General features: G+C 70.8%; 18 protein-coding genes. 10 read left to right on the top strand and 8 right to left on the bottom strand.

All coding sequences use genetic code 11. From position 1 onward, the window contains the following. Position 1 precedes the first annotated feature (1 nt). Entirely contained in the window at positions 2-2,074 is a 2,073-nt protein-coding gene (locus tag ACQ860_RS18295; protein WP_431304769.1) for a methyl-accepting chemotaxis protein, read from the bottom strand. Between the two features lie 137 nt (positions 2,075-2,211). Between ACQ860_RS18295 and ACQ860_RS18290 the strand changes: the two genes are divergently transcribed. Next, a complete protein-coding gene (locus ACQ860_RS18290) occupies positions 2,212-2,835 on the top strand; it encodes a hypothetical protein (RefSeq protein WP_431304768.1) in 624 nt (207 codons plus the stop codon). Here the strand turns inward: ACQ860_RS18290 and ACQ860_RS18285 are convergent. From ACQ860_RS18285 to ACQ860_RS18270, 4 genes are read right to left on the bottom strand one after another with little or no spacing between them, the layout of a single operon-like run. Next, positions 2,825-3,598: an ABC transporter permease subunit gene (locus ACQ860_RS18285; protein WP_431304767.1), complete on the bottom strand. Its 774-nt coding sequence runs from the start codon at positions 3,596-3,598 to the stop codon at positions 2,825-2,827. The genes ACQ860_RS18290 and ACQ860_RS18285 overlap by 11 nt on opposite strands. Next, on the bottom strand, positions 3,595-4,422 hold the full coding sequence (locus ACQ860_RS18280) for an ABC transporter permease (protein WP_431304766.1): 828 nt from the start codon (positions 4,420-4,422) through the stop codon (positions 3,595-3,597). Before ACQ860_RS18280 ends, ACQ860_RS18285 begins: the two co-directional genes overlap by 4 nt. Before the next feature lie 5 nt (positions 4,423-4,427). Next, positions 4,428-5,417, bottom strand: a complete 990-nt coding sequence (locus ACQ860_RS18275) for an ABC transporter ATP-binding protein (RefSeq protein ID WP_431304765.1) — start codon at positions 5,415-5,417, stop codon at positions 4,428-4,430. After that, positions 5,414-6,502: an extracellular solute-binding protein gene (locus ACQ860_RS18270; protein WP_431304764.1), complete on the bottom strand. Its 1,089-nt coding sequence runs from the start codon at positions 6,500-6,502 to the stop codon at positions 5,414-5,416. The genes ACQ860_RS18275 and ACQ860_RS18270 overlap by 4 nt, the downstream gene beginning before the upstream one ends. Positions 6,503-6,727: 225 nt before the next feature. Here ACQ860_RS18270 and ACQ860_RS18265 point away from each other — a divergent pair, with 225 nt between their 5' ends. The 6 genes from ACQ860_RS18265 to ACQ860_RS18240 all read left to right on the top strand — a co-directional run bounded on the left by ACQ860_RS18265 (position 6,728) and on the right by ACQ860_RS18240 (position 12,440). Continuing rightward, entirely contained in the window at positions 6,728-7,384 is a 657-nt protein-coding gene (locus ACQ860_RS18265; protein WP_431304763.1) for a hypothetical protein, read from the top strand. A gap of 42 nt (positions 7,385-7,426) precedes the next feature. Then, complete coding sequence (locus tag ACQ860_RS18260; protein WP_431304762.1) at positions 7,427-9,835, top strand: glycosyl hydrolase family 28-related protein; 2,409 nt, start codon at positions 7,427-7,429, stop codon at positions 9,833-9,835. 15 nt (positions 9,836-9,850) lie between these two features. After that, the gene (locus ACQ860_RS18255; RefSeq protein WP_431304761.1) at positions 9,851-10,150 is read left to right on the top strand and encodes a hypothetical protein; all 300 of its coding nucleotides are present in this window, start codon (positions 9,851-9,853) and stop codon (positions 10,148-10,150) included. Positions 10,151-10,174: 24 nt separating this feature from the next. Further along, positions 10,175-10,549 carry a phage tail fiber protein gene (locus tag ACQ860_RS18250; protein ID WP_431304760.1) on the top strand — a complete coding sequence of 125 codons (375 nt, stop codon included), beginning with the start codon at positions 10,175-10,177 and terminating at the stop codon, positions 10,547-10,549. 91 nt (positions 10,550-10,640) lie between these two features. Then, a complete protein-coding gene (locus ACQ860_RS18245; protein WP_431304759.1) occupies positions 10,641-11,387 on the top strand; it encodes a Crp/Fnr family transcriptional regulator in 747 nt (248 codons plus the stop codon). A gap of 75 nt (positions 11,388-11,462) precedes the next feature. After that, positions 11,463-12,440 (top strand): Bug family tripartite tricarboxylate transporter substrate binding protein, encoded by a 978-nt coding sequence (locus ACQ860_RS18240; protein ID WP_431304758.1) that lies wholly within the window; start codon positions 11,463-11,465, stop codon positions 12,438-12,440. A gap of 143 nt (positions 12,441-12,583) precedes the next feature. On the opposite strand, the gene ACQ860_RS18235 is transcribed toward ACQ860_RS18240, so the two are convergent. After that, positions 12,584-12,778 (bottom strand): DUF2842 domain-containing protein, encoded by a 195-nt coding sequence (locus tag ACQ860_RS18235; RefSeq protein WP_431304757.1) that lies wholly within the window; start codon positions 12,776-12,778, stop codon positions 12,584-12,586. Positions 12,779-12,946: 168 nt separating this feature from the next. Here ACQ860_RS18235 and ACQ860_RS18230 point away from each other — a divergent pair, with 168 nt between their 5' ends. Together ACQ860_RS18230 and ACQ860_RS18225 are read left to right on the top strand one after the other, a co-directional pair. After that, entirely contained in the window at positions 12,947-13,471 is a 525-nt protein-coding gene (locus ACQ860_RS18230) for an adenine phosphoribosyltransferase (RefSeq protein ID WP_431304756.1), read from the top strand. Then, positions 13,461-15,506: an ATP-binding protein gene (locus ACQ860_RS18225; RefSeq protein WP_431304755.1), complete on the top strand. Its 2,046-nt coding sequence runs from the start codon at positions 13,461-13,463 to the stop codon at positions 15,504-15,506. The genes ACQ860_RS18230 and ACQ860_RS18225 overlap by 11 nt, the downstream gene beginning before the upstream one ends. Positions 15,507-15,509: 3 nt before the next feature. Here the strand turns inward: ACQ860_RS18225 and ACQ860_RS18220 are convergent, their stop codons facing one another. Together ACQ860_RS18220 and ACQ860_RS18215 are read right to left on the bottom strand one after the other, a co-directional pair. After that, positions 15,510-15,884: a MerR family transcriptional regulator gene (locus ACQ860_RS18220; protein WP_431304754.1), complete on the bottom strand. Its 375-nt coding sequence runs from the start codon at positions 15,882-15,884 to the stop codon at positions 15,510-15,512. Beyond that, positions 15,881-16,192: an integration host factor subunit alpha gene (locus tag ACQ860_RS18215; RefSeq protein WP_431304753.1), complete on the bottom strand. Its 312-nt coding sequence runs from the start codon at positions 16,190-16,192 to the stop codon at positions 15,881-15,883. The genes ACQ860_RS18220 and ACQ860_RS18215 overlap by 4 nt, the downstream gene beginning before the upstream one ends. Before the next feature lie 190 nt (positions 16,193-16,382). On the opposite strand from ACQ860_RS18215, the gene ACQ860_RS18210 reads away from it, so the two are divergent. Continuing rightward, the gene (locus ACQ860_RS18210; protein WP_431304752.1) at positions 16,383-17,000 is read left to right on the top strand and encodes a hypothetical protein; all 618 of its coding nucleotides are present in this window, start codon (positions 16,383-16,385) and stop codon (positions 16,998-17,000) included. The last annotated feature ends 30 nt before the right edge of the window (positions 17,001-17,030 follow it).

The raw sequence follows: 17,030 nt of genomic DNA, 5'->3' as shown, positions 1-17,030 counted from the left end.
CTCAGGCCGCGCGGATCGCCCGCAGGAAGCCATCCACCTTTCCGCGCAGCGCAGCCGCCTGCTGCGACAGCCCGGCCGAGGCGTCGCGCAGGCCGGTTGTGGCGCTTGCCGTCACCTCCGCGCCCTCGCGGACTTGCGATGTCTGGCGCGAGACCTCCTCCGTGCCGCTCGCGGCGCGCGAGACGGCGCGGCCGATTTCCTTGGTCGCCGCCGCCTGTTCCTCCGCGGCCGCCGCCACCTGCACCGCGATGGCGCTCACCTCGCCGATGGTCCGGCCGATGCCGCGAATGGCCTCCGCCGCGCGCCCGGTCTCGCCCTGCATGGCGCCGATCTGCTCCCGGATCTGCTCCGTGGCCCTGGCGGTCTGCGCGGCCAGCGCCTTGACCTCGCCGGCCACCACGGCGAAGCCCTTTCCGGCATCACCGGCCCGCGCCGCCTCGATCGTGGCGTTGAGTGCAAGGAGATTGGTCTGGGCGGCGATGGAGTTGATCAGCACGACCACGTCGCCGATGCGCTGGGCGCCCTCCACCAGTACGCCCACCGCCGCATCCGTCGCGCGGGTATCCTCGGCGGCCTTGGCCGCGATGCGGGCGCTTTCCGCCACCTGGCGGGCCACATCGGCGATGCTGCCGGCCAGTTCCTCGGTGGAGTTGGCGACGAGGCCGACCTCCTCGAAGGCGCTCCCGGCGGCGCGCGCCATGTCCTCGGCCCGGTCGCGCGCTTCCTCCGCCGCGCGTCCCAGCTGGTCCGCCGTGTCGTCCAGCGGCGCGGCGGCGGCGGCGAAGGCGTCCAGCGTCTCCGCCACCTCAGCCTCGAAGGCCCGGACCAGGTGCTGGGTGCGTTCGCCCTCGGCCAGCTTGGCGGCCTGGGCGGCGGCGGCCGCGGCCTCGGTGGCACGGGCGGCAGCGGCCTTTTCGCGGAGGACCTCCAGCGCGCCGGCCATCCGGCCGATCTCATCGGGGCGCTCATCATGCGGAATCTTCCGCGACAGGTCGCCCTCGGCCAGATTCTGCACGCTCTCCGTCAGGTCCAGCACCGGCGTCACGACACGGCGCCGCAGCAGGGCGGCCAGGGCCGCCAGGAGCAGCCCGGCGATGATCGCGCCGGTCAGCACCATGGCGAAGCTCCACCAGGCCGCGCGTTCCAAGGCGCCCGCCTCCGCCACGGCCTCCTCCAGCGCGGCGTCGCGCAGCAGCAGGATGTTCTGGAGCGCTGGCGTGGCCCAGGCGGTGAAGGCATCGCCGCTCAGCGGATAGGCCGCACCGGCGCGGCCCGCCGCGACCAGCGCTTCCGTCATGCGCATGGGCTCGCCGAAATAGCGCGTCTGCACCTCGGTCACCGCCTGCGCGACGCGCGGCGGCTCGCCCAGCATGCGGACCACCATGCGGGCGCGGTTCCAGCCGCTCTCAACGGCGAAGCTCGCCCCCGCGATGGTCTCAAGTTCGGCCGGCGTCAGGGCGCGGCCACTGTTCAGCGCCGTCCCCACGGCGACGATCCGCCGGCTGGCGGCGTCACGAACATCCCAGGTGATGCGCGCGACCAGGAGCAGCCCCTCCAGCCCGCCGCCCGCCTCGGCCACGGCACGGTGACTGCCATCGAGCGATTGGCTCACACGCGTCAGCATCTCCGTATAGGCAGCCTGTGGCCGGCCCCGGAGCGCCGCCTCCCGCGCTGTGAGCGGTTGCTCGGCAGCCGGTCGCAGTTGCGCCCGCAGCGCGGAGAGCTCGGCCGGCATCCCCTCAAGGCGGCGCAGGCCCGCTTCCAGGCCTGCGCCGCGCAAGGCCCCCAATGTCCGCCCGAGGGCAGCGTCGGTTTCGGCTTCCAGCGCGCGCAAGCGCCCCATGACGCCGGAATCCGCGGCGCCGGCCGCGTTCATGCGGATGACGTAGTTGCCGCGCTCGATCACCAGCCGCTCGGTCAGGCGCAACAGCTCCGCGGAGACGGCGACCTGCGCGGTTGCCTCGCGCGCGCCCATCGCCTTGCGGAACTCGGCCCAGGCCAGGCCGCCCGCGACAATGCCGGCGACACAGCCGATCGACAGCATCGCCAGGTTGAACAGGGTTCTCACGCGCATTCTCTTGCATCCTCCGGCAGCGGGTGCCGGGTTGAATAGCCAGGAGGTCTTGCCGAGAGGTAAAGGCCGCCGTTAACCGCGATTTCATGCCTCCTCTCCTATTGCCGCCTGGTTTGCCGCTGACGAGGTCCCCGAGCATGTCGAACGAGTTTCCGCCTGCCCTGCAGGATGCGCTGACCAACGCCGTAGGCGCCGCGGTCCGCGCCGAGTTCCAGCCGCTCTTCACCGAGATGAACCGCTTCCTGGACCGCCGCATCGCGGAGTTGAGCGCGGAACTGAATGCAAGCGTGCAGCTCGCCGACATGAGCGAGGAGCGCATCTCGCGCGAGCTCGCCCAGGTGCATGAACGCATCGCCAACCTCGTCGCCATGCCGGCTGAAGCGAGCCGCAACAGCGGCGTGGAGCTGGAAGCGGTGGTGATGGCCACCGAATCCGCAGCCAACGTCATCCTCGAAGCGGCCGAGGCGATTCAGGACTGGATCTCGGGCGGCGCGCGCGACGCAGAGGGCATGCAGGACCTCGCCGCCAAGGTGAATGCCATCTTCGAGGCCTGCAGCTTCCAGGATGTGACCGGCCAGCGCATCCGGCGCGCCATCCAGCATCTGCAACAGGTCGAGACGATGCTGGAGCGCGTGCTGCCCGGCCAGGCGCGCCCGGCCGAGACCAAGGTGGTGGTGCGGACGCAGATGCAGACGGTCGCCGCCGCGCCCAACGCCGCCGACCTGGCCCAAGCCGACATCGACGCGCTGCTCAACGCCTGAGGCGGATCGCCCAGGCCAGCAGCCCCAGCGTGCCGGCGAAGCCCAGCATCGCAACGGCCAGCGCGTTCGCCTCGGGCGTCATGCCCAGGCGCAGCTGCGAGAAAAGGTAGACCGGCAGCGTCGTGGCCCCCGGGCCGGAGACGAAGCTCGCCAGCACCACGTCATCCAGCGAGAGGGTGAAGGCGAGCAACCAACCCGCCGCGAGGCTGGGCGCGATCAGCGGCAGCGTGATGGTGCGGAACACGACGGCGGGGCTGGCGCCGAGATCGGCCGCCGCCTCCTCCAGCGCCGGATCCAGGCCCGCCAGCCGCGCCTGCACCAGCACCGCCACATAGGCCATGCCGAGCGAGGCGTGGGCCAGCCAGACCGTCACCGCGCCACGCTGCGCCGGCCACCCCGTCACCGCCTGCAGCCCCACGAAAAGCAGCAGCAAGGCGAGGCCCATCACCACCTCAGGCAGCACCAGCGGCGCGCCGGCCAGGATGCCGAAGATCGGCCGCCCCCTGAAACGCCCATGCCGGGCCAGGACCCAGCCCAGCGCGAGGCCGAGCAGGGTGGCGAGCGTGGCGGCGGCCGCACCAATGCGCAACGAAAGCCAGGCCGCCTCCAGAAGGCGCTCATTCGCGGCCAGCGCCGCAAACCAGCGCAACGAGAAGCCACCCCATTCGAAGGGCACGCGGCTGCCGGAAAAGGCATAGGCGGCCATCAGCAGGATCGGCGCCCAAAGGAAGAGCAGCCCGAGGGTGAGCAGCGCCCGCCTCATCGCGCCACCGAGAGGCGCTGGTACAGGGCGATCGGCAACAGCAGGAGCACCAGCAGCGCCGTCGAGAGAACCGCGGCGGCCGGCCAGTCGCGCGTCTGGAAGAACTCGCCCCAGATGGCGCGGCCGAAGAGCACGGAATCCGGCGCGCCCAGCACCTCCGGGATCACGACCTCGCCCGCGGCGGGGATGAAGACCAGGAGGAAGGCGGCGGCCGCGGCGGGTGCGGCGAGCGGGAGCGTGATGGTGAAGAACACCGTCCAGCGTCCCGCCCCGAGATCGGCCGCCGCCTCCTCCAGCCGCCGGTCGCGCCGCGCCAGCGTGGCGGTCAGCGGCAGCACGGCGAAGGGCAGGTAGCCATGCACCATGCCGAGCAGCATGGCTCCCTCGCTGTAGAGCAGCGGCAAGGGCTCCTGGATCACGCCCGCCTGCATCAGCGTCGCGTTGACCCATCCGCCGTCGCGCAACAGCCCGACCCAGGCGGCGAGGCGCAGCACGAAGCCGGACCAGAAGGGCAGCAGCACCATCGCCAGCAGCGGTGCCTGCCAGCGCGGCGCGGCCGAGGCGATGCCGAGCGCCATGCCGAAGCCGAGCACGAGACAAAGCCCGGCCGTTATCGCGGCAAGGCGCAGCGAGCGCAGCGCAGCGTCGAGGTAGTAGCTGTCGGCGACGAGCAGCGCCCAGGCGGCAAGGCTGCCCTGCCAGCCCCCCCGCCCGAGTGGCGGGATCACGGGCGGCACGCCGGGCGCCGAGGTGCCGAAGCCCATCCCCAGCACGATCAGCAGCGGCGCCGCGACCAGCAGCAGCAGCGCGAGCCAGGCACCCATGCGGATCATGCCGAAAGCGGCGCAAGTGCGGCGCCGTCCCAGGCGAGGAACACCTCCGCCCCGGGCTCCGCCGGAAGCGTGCCGACGGGCAGCACCAGGCGGAATACCTCTCCCTCCGCCGCCGCCAGAAGCAGGACATCGGCGCCGCGGAAGGCAACCTCGGTGACGATCGCACGCACGCCGTTCACCTCGGCCAGTCTCGGCGTGATGAAGATGCGCTCGGGCCGCAGCGCATAGGCAGGCGCCGCGGCCTCGGCCCGCAGGCGGAAGCGTCCGGCCTCGATCACATTGGCCGCCCCCAGGAAGCGCGCGACGGAGCGCGTGGCCGGGCGGTCATACAGCTCGCGCGGTGGCGCCACCTGCGCGATGCGACCGCCCTCCAGCACCGCCACGCGATCGGCGAGCGAGAGGGCTTCGGACTGGTCATGCGTGACCATCACGAAGCTGGCGCCGAGGCGGCGTTGCAACGCGCGCAACTCGAGCCCCGTGCGCTCACGCAGCCCGGAGTCCAGCGCGCCCAGCGGCTCATCCAGCAGGACCAGCGGCGGGCGGCGGGCCAGCGCGCGGGCCAGCGCCACACGCTGCTGCTGCCCGCCCGAGAGCTGCTGCGGCCGCCGCGCCTCCAGTCCATCGAGGCCGAGCAGCGCCACCAGTTCCGCCACGCGTGGCCCGGGGTCGCGCTCGCCCGCGCGGCGCAGGCCATAGGCGATGTTCTCGCGCACGCTCATGTGCGGAAACAGCGCGTAGGACTGGAACATCATGGCCAGTTCGCGCTTGGGCGGCGGCGCGTGTGTGATGTCGCGGCCTTGCAGGATCACGCGGCCCGCATCCGGAGCCTCGAAGCCCGCGATCACCCGCAGAAGCGTGGATTTGCCCGAGCCCGAGCCACCCAGCAGCGCGAAGAACTCGCCCGCGCCGATCTCGAGCGAGAGCGCATCCAATGCCGTGGTCGCGCCGAAGCGCTTGGTCAGCCCTTCCAGCGCAAGCAGCGTCACCGGCCGGCCTTGAACCGCGCCCAGAGCCGCGCCCGCGCGCGCTCACCTGCCTGGGCCGGCGTGCCGGCGACGAAGCTCCGCGCCAGCGCCTCGGCCGGCGGAAACACGCTCGGATCGTTCGCAACCTCGGGCGGCAGCAGCGCGCGGGAGGCGGGGACGGCGTTCGGATAGCGCACCTGGCGGGTGATGCCGGCCATCACATCGGGCTGCAGGATGAAGTTGATGAAGGCATGCGCCGCATCGGGGTTCGGCGCATCGGCCGGGATCGCCATCATGTCGAACCAGAGCTGCGCGCCCTCGCGCGGCATCACATAGGTCACCTCATGCGCGCGCCGCGCCTCGCGGGCGCGGGCCGTCGCCTGGATCACATCGCCGGAATAGCTGAAGGCGAGGCAGATCTCGCCCGCTGCCAGCGCGTCAATGATGGCGGGCGGCGAGGGGATGGAGCGCAGGAAGGGACGGATCGCCAGCAGCGCGCGCTGCGCGGCGTCCAGGTCCGCCGGCGCCGTGCTGTCCGGATGGCGCCCCAGATGCCGCAGCACGGAGGGCAGGACATCCACCGCACTGTCCATCACCGCGATGCCGCAACGCGCGATGCGGCGCGCATGCTCGGGGTTCAGCAGCAGGTCGAGGCTGTCGAGCGGCGCGTCGGGCGCCAATTCGCGGATGCGCGCCGCATTCATGCCGAGGCCGACCGTGCCCCAGAGATAGATCACGCCATGCCGGTTCTCCGGGTCCACGCCCGCGATGCGCGCCATCAGGGCAGGGTCGAGATTCGCGGCATTGGGCAGGCGGGCGCGGTCGAGCGGGCGCAGCGCCCCGGCGCGGACCAGGCGATTGAAGGCGGGCTCGCTGGTGGGGACCACGATGTCATAGCCCGAACGACCCGCGGATAATTTTCCTTCGAGCGTCTCCAGCGTGTCATAGACATCGTAGCGCACACGGATCCCCGTCTCGCGCTGGAAGCGCTCGATCGCGTAGGGGTCCATGTAGTCGGCCCAGTTGTAGATGTTGAGCGTGGCTTGCTGTGCCTGGGCGTTCAGGCCAGCCAGCAGCAGGGCCAGGGTCAGCAGCAATCGGCGCATGGGGCGGGCTCCGCGTCGGGGTGATGAGCCTATGGCGCAGCGGCGGCGGTTTCACAATATCCGCATTTTTTCCTTGACGTTCATTATTTGTTCTCGTAAGGAAAGCGGGCCAAGGGGTGAATTGCGTCCAGTGCCGCGCCCCGGGCCGCACCCCTCCCCTCTCCCTCCCGATCTGCCCGCGCCCCGCGCGGCTTGTCGCCCCCATGGCTTAGGAGACGCACGCCCATGCCCTTCATCGCAAGCGACCTCGTGCCGCTGATCCAGACCGCGCGCTTCAACCTCTGGCACTACCGCAGCACCGACCTGCAGGCCGCGATCACCACGGCCGGCTATTTCGCTCCCGCCGCCGCCACGCTCCGCGCGGGTGACCTGATGATCGTGCAATCTGCCGACGCCATGTCCATGCTGCCCGTGCGCAGCAACGCGGCCACCGGCCCAGGCGTCGTCCTCGACGGCGCGATCGCGCCGATCGCGCTGACGCGCTCCATCGCGCAGACGCTGCGCATGATCCAGGCGGCGAGCGCGGTCGCCTCCACCATCATCCTGGCACCGCTGATGGCCGGCATCATCGTCGGCACCTCGATCCCGGTGCAGGCGCAGGTGACGGGGCCGATCCAGCAGGTTGTGATCACGCTGCGCAACGCGCAGAACCAGATCATCCCGCCCGCGGTGCTCGCCAATGTGGACCAGGGCTACGTCACCGCCACCCTGCCGACGCCGGCCGTCGGCAACGGCTACCGCATCCGCGTCGAGGATGCGCTGGACACCGGCGTCGTCGCCACCTCGCGCAGCTTCAACATCCTGCCCGACCTCCGCCTCATCCTGATCGAGGACGGCGCGAAGCTGCTGCAGGAGGACGGCTCCGCCATCTCGCAGGGCTGAGCGCCGCCGCCCTTCTCTTTCCTCCAGACCGGACGGAGCCCCATGCCCGACCTCAAGATCAGTGAACTGCCCGCGGCCAGCGCCGTCGCGGATGGCGACCTCACGCCCTTCGTGCAGACCGCGCCCACGGCCGCCACGCGGCGCGCCACGCTGTCGCAGATGCGCCGCGCCGTGCTCGCCGACCGTGGCGTGGACGTGCGCGACTTCGGCGCGCTCGGCAACGGCACGACCAACGACGCGCCCGCCATCCAGGCCGCGATCAATGCGCTCGGCACCGCCGGCGGCGTCGTGCAGTTCGGCCCGCGCACCTATCGCCTCGCCACCGGCATCACCATCAACAGCGGCGCGGTGCGCCTGCAGGGCGCCGGCTTCAGCGAGGGCGGCAGCCCCGGGCAGGGCACCTGGCTCACCGTGGACCAGACGGGCTTCACGCCCTTCACCTTCACGGGCGTCGGCGCACGCGGCTCGGCCGTCTGCGACATGGCCTTCCGGCAGAACCACACCGCCGCGCTGAACGCGAGCTGGGCGCCCACCAATTACGACTGGCTGTTCCGCGTGACCGACTGCCTGGGCGGCGTGGATTTCGACAACGTCATGCTCTCGGGAATCAATCGCGGCATCTTCGTGCGCAACTCGGGCCGGACCGATTTCCGCCGGATCCGCGGCCAGGTCTTCACGGCCGGCATCGAGATCGACGAGGGCTATGACACCTCGCGCATGCTGAACCTGCATTTCTGGCCCTTCTGGTCGGCCGACGACAATGTGGTGCGCTGGCAGCAGGCCAATGGCGACGCGCTGATCTTCCGCCGCTGTGACGGCGTCTTCGTGGACCAGGCCTTCGCGCTCGGCTACCGTTCCATGTTCCGCTTCACCTCCTCCGCCGCCGGCTTCACGCAGAAGTTCAGCATCGGCCAGGCCTATGCGGATTTCGTGCGCCACGGCCTCTGGGTCGAGGCGGCGGGCACCGACGGGCAGGTGGATGCCATGACGGTCCAGTGCGAGATCTTCAACGCGGGCGGCGCGCCGCTGCCGGGCTCCATCGGCATCTATGTCAACACCAGCCTCAGCCGCGTGCAGATCGGCTCGCTGCGCATCGACGACGCCGAGGACAATCCGATCCGTATCGAGGGCGCGGGCAACCGCGTGGACATCGCCGCGCTGCGCTGCGTGAACTTCAACCTGCGCAACAATGGTGCGGCGGCCATCCATCTGGCGAATGTGGCAAGCGGCACGCCCAACCGGGTGAATCTCGCCAGCCCGCCGCTGCTCGAGACGGCCAATGTCGGCCCGGTCTTCAACGCGGGCAGCAACGGCTCGGTGGGCCTCCAGGCCCCGGCCGGCGAGGCGGCGCGGCCCGGCTTCTCCGTCGCGCAGGCGGATACGGGCCTGTTCCTGCCATCAGCCGGCGCGCTCGGCGTGAGTGCGGCCGGCGCCGAGCTGGCCCGCATGGCCGGCGGCACGATGAGCCTCGGCGCGGCCAGCGGCGCCCACGGCCTCGAAGTGACGACGCCGGCGAGCGCGGTGAACCGGCCGGAAGTGCTGGGCGGCGTGACGGGCACGCCCGCACGGACCGGCTGGCGCGCCAAGGGTTCGGACGCGAACATCTCCGCCGTGATGCAGCCCAAGGGCACGGGCGCCTTGCTCGGGCAGTTCCCGGATAACGCGGCGTCGGGCGGCAATGCGCGCGGCACGAACGCGGTGGACTGGCAGACGACCCGCGGCTCGGCGGCCCAGGTGGCCAGCGGTGGTTCGGCCGTGATCGCCGGTGGCAACGGCAACACCGCATCCGCGACCAATGCGTCCGTCCTCGGTGGACAGTCGAACGTGGCCTCCGCGACCAATTCCACGGTCGGCGGCGGGCGGGCCAACACGGCGAGCGGCGTTTCGTCCGTGGTCTCGGGCGGTGGGAACGGCTCGGGCGGCGGCAATGTCGCCAGCGGCATCGCCTCCTGGGTGCCCGGTGGCTACGCGGCGACGACGCGTGGCGTGATCGGGCGCGGCGCCTGGTCCAGCGGGCAGATCGCGGCGACGGGCGACAACCAGTCCGGCGAGCATCAGCTCGGCATCCAGACGACCAACGCCACGGCGACGCGCATGACCTCCGATGGCGGGGCGGGAGGCTCCACCAACCAGATCGTCCTGCCCAACTTCGGCAGCTATGCGGGCACGCTGACGGTGGTCGCCAAGGCCACGGGCAGCACGGCCGCGGCCACGTGGCGCGTGAACGTCTCGGCGGTGCGGGGGAACGGCGCCGGGACCATCCTCCTCTACGAGGGCGCGGGCACTGCCATCCTCCCCACGGCCAGCAGCGGCACCGGGAGCGCCTGGCGCCTCGACGTCGCGGCGGACACGACCAACGGCGCCATCGCCGTCAACGTCACCGGCGCCGCCGCCTCCACCATCAACCACTCGGCCCGCTTCGCGAATGTCGAAGCGGTGACCGCGAGCTGAGCCCAGGAGAATCCCATGGCCTTCCTCATTCCCATCGAGATCAACGACACGGGCGCCTTCGCCGACTACTGGCGCCTGACCCATGTGCAGGTGGACCGCGTGGCCGGAATCGTCGAAGCGCAGCTGCACGGCTACCGCGACGAGGCGGCGCGGCGGACCGGCAAGGCGCCGCTGCAGCGCCTGAGCTTCTGCTTCGACCAGGCCGCCATGGATGACCCCTACACCCTCGCGGTCGAGGACCTCTACCGCGCCATCCGCGAGCAGCCCGAGCCGGGCGGCGCACCCTCGCGCTTCGCCACCGCCACCGACATCTGACCCCGAGCCGGAAGGAACGATCCCATGAGCTCCCTCACCGATTACGCCAAGAACGTCCTCACGCGCGCGCTGTGCGGCCGCTCGCCCGTGCTGCCCACCGCCGTCTTCCTTGGCCTGGGCACCGGCGGCAGCGACCCCGTGGGCATCAGCGGCGAGGCCGTGGGCAATGGCTATGCCCGGCAGCGGGTGGTCTTCACCGGCACCGGCGTTCAGCAGAACGCGGAGGCGGTGCGCTTCACCTTCACCGCGGCCGCCGGCAGCTTCTCGCATGTCGGGCTGTTCGATGCGGCGAGCGGCGGCAACGCGCTCACCTGGTCGCCGCTCACCTCGCCCGTCGCCATCGCGGGGCCGGGCACCGTCACGATCAATCCAGGCGCCTTCACCATGACCGGGGACTGACAAGATCGGTTGACATCAATGGTGTCACCAAGCTTGCAACTCGGAGAATGTCAGGCTTATTCTCTGCCTCTGTTGAGGGAGAGAATAAGCCGTGAACCCGCTCGACGCCACCCACACCCTGGTCCGCGATGCGCAGCCGGCGGAGCCCTGCTCGACCTGCGGCAGCCGGGTGGCCGGCCTGTGCCACAAGCTCGACGCCGCGGCGCTGGACGACATCTCGGCCGATTCGCAGCGCTTCCAGCTGGCGGCGAAGAGCGTCCTTTTCCGCGAGGGCGATCCGGCGCAGCGCGCCTATTCCATCGTGGAGGGTGTGGTGAAGCTCTCCCGCCTGCTGCCCGACGGGAAGCAGCAGGTGGTGGGCTTCCGCTTCGCCGGCGACATCCTGGGCTACGGTGCCGGCCAGACCTATCCCTTCGATGCCGAGACCCTGACGGGCGGGCATTTCTGCCGCATCGAGCGCTCGCGCCTGGATTCGCTGCTGCGCCTCTACCCCCAGATGGAGCGCCGCATGCTCGACCTCTGCCTGCGGGAATTGTCCAACACGCAGGACCAGCTCGTATCGGTCGGCCGCCGTTCGGCCGAGGCGCGGGTGGCGAGCTTCCTGCTGGGCCTGGTCGAGGCCTATCGCCAGCGCGGGCCGCTCCCGGCCGACCTGCCCATGCCGATGACGCGCAGCGACATCGGCGACTTCCTGGGTCTCACTCTGGAAACGGTGAGCCGCAGCTTTGCCTCCTTCAAGCGCCAGAAGCTGATCACCGAACCAGGCCACCAGACGGTGCGCATCCTCAACATGGACGCGCTCCTGCGGCTGACCGAGGGCGAGACGACCGGGATGTGAGGCGAAGGCGTCGGGCGCTTGCCCTGGGCACACGGTTTGCATTGAGATGGGCGTATCTTTGCAAGGAACTTGCCCGTGAATGTGCTGAACCGCCGCCAATTGCTCGCCGCCGCCCCGCTCCTGGCCGCCCCCGCCGTCGTGCAGGCGCAGCCGGCCTGGCCCAACCGCTCTGTGCGGGTCATCATCCCCTTCACGCCCGGCGGCGCCTCGGACCTGATGATGCGGCCCGTGGCCGAGCGGCTGGAGCGGATGCTCGGCCAGTCCTTCGTCATCGACAACCGCCCAGGCGGCGGCGGCGCGGTGGGCGTGGGCGCGGCGGCCAATGAGCGGCCGGATGGCTATACCCTGCTGATGTCCACCGCCGGGCCGCTCGTGCTGCTGCCTTCGATGATGGCAAACCTGCCTTACAACCCGGCACGCAGCTTCACCTACATCTCGCTGATGGGCGGCGCGCCCATCGTCTGCGCGGTGAAAGGCGACAGCCCGATCCGCACGCTGGCCGACTACGCCACGGCCGCGAAGCGTTCCCCGGATGCGGTCAGCTTCGGCTCCTCGGGCATCGGCTCCATGGGGCACCTGACCGGCGTGCTCTTCGGCATGGAGGCCGGCGCGCAGCTGCTGCACGCCCCCTTCCGCGGCGCGCCCGAGGCGCAGACGGCCGTGCTGGGCGGCACCACCACCTCGCTCTGGGACACGGCGGCGGCCAATGTGCAGGCCATCCGCAGCGGCACCATGCGCGGCCTCTGCGTCTCCTCCGCCCAGCGCGCCGCCATCCTGCCGGACGTGCCGACCGCGCGGGAGGCGGGCTTCGGCAATGTGGTGAGCCTCAACTGGTTCATGCTCTGCGCGCCGGCCGGCCTGCCGCCCGCCATCGCCGAGCGCCTCAGCGCCGCCGTGCGCGAGATCCTGGCCGAGCCCGCGATCCGGGAGCGGATGGATTCCATCGCCTTCGTGCCCGGCGAGAATGTCCCGCAGGCCGGCCTGGCCGCCTGGGTCCAGGGCGAGCAGCAGCGCTGGGCGCCGGTCGTGCAGGCCTCGGGCGCCAGCATGTGAGGCACGGCGGTGGCCGGGCAAGACCCGGCCATCGCCCCCGCGGCGTACTCACAAGGTATTGAACCGGGCCGTCCCCAGGCCGGACGCGCGGCCGCGCAAGCATCCGCCACTAATGGTGGCCAAGAACGGCGGGGCGGGGGCCTTCAGGGCGGCGCTTTCGCGCTCCATTCGATCAGACGTTTCGCCGGGATCACCCAGATTATCCCGCAGGTGACATAATACACCAACTGTATTGCCCAATGACGATGGACAACAAAATCCCCTAACGCGACCACAACGGCGATATAAACGATAAATCCGACCACGCCGATCAGGAACGCAACCTTACCTCGTGACATAGGAACGACATGGCCTCCTCTGGCGATCTCGCCCGATGAGCGGGAGAGAAGCTTGCTAAATATTGGCCAAAGGGACTAGGCTTCAAGCTGTTCGAGCGGAGTCCGGCTCCAACCCAGGCACCCCTCCACCCGAATCATCCCATCGGCCAGATCGCAGCAAAGAAACCCGTGACGCAAAACGACCTCAAGCGCCACATCCGTGGCATTCCCGATTTTCCGAAGCCGGGGATCCTCTTCTACGACATCTCGACCCTGCTCCGGCACGGGCCGGCCTGGAAGGCCGCCATGGCGGAGATGGCCGCGCGTGTCACGCCCTACCAGCCCCAGCTCCTCGCCGGCATCGAGAGCCGCGGCTTCCTGCTCGCTGCCCCCCTGGCGCTGGAGCTCGGCCTCGGCTTCATCATGCTGCGCAAGCCGCGCAAGCTGCCCGGCGCCACCGTCGGCCTCGACTACGCGCTCGAATACGGCACCGACCGCATCGAGATGCAGGCCGACGCGGTCGAGCCCGGCCAGCGCGTCATCCTGCTCGACGACCTGCTCGCCACCGGCGGCACCATGAAGGCGGGCCTCGACCTGCTGCGCCAGGCAGGCGCCGTGGTGCCGGCCGTGGCCACGATGATCGAGCTCACATTCCTCGGCGGAAGGAAACGCCTCGATGTCCCCGTCGAAACTCTCCTCACCTATGACGAGTAGGGCTCCGCCCGTCGAAAAGGCCCGCATCATTCGGGATGCGGGCGGCAATGCCTATCTGGAAGGCGGGGATGGCGCGGTCTCCGCCGCCGGTCTGAATGGCGTGCTGGCGCTTGCCATCGCCTCGGCCCCCACCGGCATCACCGTGGCCGATCCCGCCCTGCCCGACTGCCCGCTCGTCTTCATCAACCCGGCCTTCACGCAGCTCACCGGCTACCCGCCGGAGGAAGTGCTCGGCCGCAATTGCCGCTTCCTGCAAGGCCGCGGCACCGAGAAGGAATCCGTCCGCGCGCTGCGCCTCGCCATCGCCGCCGGCAAGCCCATCACCCTCGAATTCACCAACCATCGCCGCGACGGCCGCCGCTTCGTGAACGAGCTGCGCATGGCCCCGGTGCTGGACGAGAAGGGGCAGCTCGTCGCCTATATCGGCATCCAGCATGACGTCACGGCGCGCAAGCGCGCGGAGCGCGAGGCTCTCAAGGCCCGCCGCGCGGCCGAGCGCGCCAACAAGGAAAAGAGCGACTTCCTCGCCTTCATGTCGCATGAGGTGCGCACGCCGCTGCACGGCGTCATGGGCACGCTGGCCCTGCTGCTCGACACGGCGCTCGACGCCGAGCAGCGCGCCTATGCCGAGACCGCGCAGCGCTGCGGAGCGACCTTGCTGCACACCGTGAACGAGCTGCTGGATCTCAGCCGCATCGAGGCCGGCAAGCTCGATGTCCATTCCGATCCCTTCTCCCTCGCCGACATCGTGAAGGACGTGCTGGACCTGCTGGCGCCGGCCGCGGCCGAGAAGGGCATCGAGCTCTCCGCCAGTCTCGACCACCTGCTGCCCGGCCAGCTGGTGGGCGATCCGAGCCGCATCCGGCAGGTGCTGATCAACCTGACCGACAATGCGGTGAAGTTCACCCATCGCGGCAGCGTGGAGCTGCGCATTGCCGCCCTGCCCGACGGGCATGTGGGCTTCGCCGTGACCGACACCGGCATCGGCATCCCCCCCAAGCTGCGGCAGAGCCTGTTCACCCGCTTCGCCCAGGCCGACCAGTCGGGCGAGCCGGTCGGCTCCGGCCTCGGGCTCGCCATCTGCAAGCGCCTCGTGGCGCTCATGGGCGGGCAGATCGCGGTGGACAGCACGCCAGGGCGCGGCAGCACCTTCTTCTTCGACCTGCCCCTGGCGCATGTGCCCGAATCCGGCACGCCGCCGCCGCGCATCGCGCCGCAGCCCGTGATGGTGCAACCGCTGGCCGGGGCGCATGGCCGCATCCTGCTGGCCGAGGACGGCAAGGCGAACCAGCTCGTCGCCGCCGCGATCCTGCGCAAGGCCGGCTACACGGTCGAGCTGGCGCGGGACGGTGCCGAGGCCGCCGCCGCCGCCGAATCCTCCGACTACGACCTCATCCTGATGGATGTCCGCATGCCGCTGATGGATGGCTACGCCGCCACACGCGCCATCCGCGCCGTGCCCGGCCCGCGCGGCCGGGTGCCCATCATCGCGATGACAGCGAGCGTCATGCCCGGCGACACCGAGCGCTGCACCGCCGCCGGCATGGACGGGCACCTGCCCAAACCCCTCGGCAAGACGGAGCTCCTCGCCGCCGTCCAGCGCGTGCTCGATGCCCGCCCGCGCCGCCCGCGCGTGCCCATCCCCGAAGCCGAGCCGGGGGCCACCGTCCCCCTGCTCGACCGCGAGACGCTGGAGGAACTCCGCGCCGCCGTCGGCCCAGGCCGCCTGCCACGGCTGATCAGCGTCTTCACCGCCGAGACGAAGGAGCGCGTGCGCCGGATGCACGCGATGACCGATCCGGTCCGCATCGAGGACGAGGCGCACAGCCTGAAGGCCGCCGCCGCCACCTTCGGCGCGATCGCGTTGCGTGACGCCGCCCGTGCGCTGGAAGATGCGTGTCAGAGTGGCCAGCCGGAGGAGTGGCGGCGCATCCTGGACCTGCTGCCCGGCCTCGCCGATCGTAGCATCGCCGCCTTTCCGCTGGCCCGTGCCGAGGCACGCGCGAAGCAGGATCGCGAGCAGAAGGGCCGCTGAGGGTCAGAGCCGCCGCAACGCCACCGCGATTGCGTCAAGTTCCGCCAGGATCTGCGCCAGCGCGCTCTCCTCCGGCGCGGGCTCGCCCAACGGCAATTCGGGCTCGCCCTCGTCCAGCAGGCGCTGCACGCCCTTGATCGTGTAGCCCTGCGTGTAGAGCAGGTCGGAGATGCGCTTGAGCAGCGCGAGGTCCTCCGGCCGGTAGTAGCGGCGGCCACCGGCGCGCTTCAAAGGCTTGAGCTGCGGGAATTTCGTCTCCCAGAAGCGGAGCACGTGCTGCGGCACGTTCAACTGCTCCGCCGCCTCGCTGATGGTCCGGAAAGCCTGGGCGGATTTGCGCAGCCGCGGGCGTTCCTCTAGATCGGCCTGCTCACTCACTCCTTGCCGCCCTTGGCCAGGGGGATGCCATTGATCCGTGCCTTCAGCACTTGGCTCGGCCGGAAGGTCAGCACGCGGCGCGGCAGGATCGGAACTTCAACGCCCGTCTTGGGATTGCGCCCGATGCGCTGCCCCTTCTGACGAATGAGAAAGGTGCCAAAGCCAGAAATCTTCACGGATTCCCCGGTCTCCAGCACGCTGGAGACGCATTCGAGCACAGCCTCCAGAAGGGCGGCTGATTCGTTGCGGGAGAGCCCGACCTCCGCATAGATGGCCTCCGCGAGGCCGGACCGCGTCAGCGTATCCATCGTCGACTCTCCGTCATGGCCAGCCCCGCATTTCATGCGCGGCCCGCAAGTCTCTGAACCGGCAGGAAAGCCGGGAAGAGCAGGCCACGTCAACCATGTTTCGCAGCGCTCCCCCCAAAACCGCGTTTACCGCGCTTTCACCCCGGGTCTGGCACCTCGCGCGCCGACCCCAGGACGGAGTCCCTTGCCCATGCCGCTTCGCCGCTGGCCTTTCCTGGCCCTTCTGGCCGCCCTCGCCCTGCCCTTCGCCCCGGCGCGCGCCGAGACCACCTGCCCCGACATCCTGCTGGGCGACAGCCTGGCCATGGGCATGGCCCCGCATGCGCGCGCGCTGGGCTTCACCGTCATCGCGCAATCAGGCGCCGGCATCGCCTGGCTCCGCCAGCAGGAGCCGCGCTGCGCCCGGCGCCTGATCCTCGTCTTCGGCACGAATGACCTGCGCGGCATGACGGCGGCCGAGGCCGAGGCCTATCCGCTGCGCATCGCCGCCGTGATGGAAGGGTGGGAGGCGCAACAGGCCATCTGGGCCACGCCCGGCTGCTTCCAGGATGCGGCGCTGGAGCGCGGCAGCGCGGCGCTGGATGCCGCCCTCACCCGCCACCTGCGCCGCGCCAGCGACCGCCTGCGCGACCTGCCGGCGATCCATAGCGGGCGCGCGGCCCGCTGCGTCTATCCCTCGCATGATGGCATCCATCCGACCGGCCTCGGCTATCAGGCCTGGTGGGCGGGGCTCTCGCAATGGATGGAGCGCGCGGCCGTTGCTGGGGTGCAGCCGGCCAGCACGCAGCGCCAGGGCGTGATCCGCTGAGGCCGGGTGGGCCGAAGCGGCAGGCCGCCG

Origin of the sequence: Sediminicoccus sp. BL-A-41-H5 (assembly GCF_050632405.1) — a bacterium.
Lineage (GTDB): Bacteria > Pseudomonadota > Alphaproteobacteria > Acetobacterales > Acetobacteraceae > Roseococcus.
This window is presented reverse-complemented; position numbering and strand designations above follow the sequence as displayed.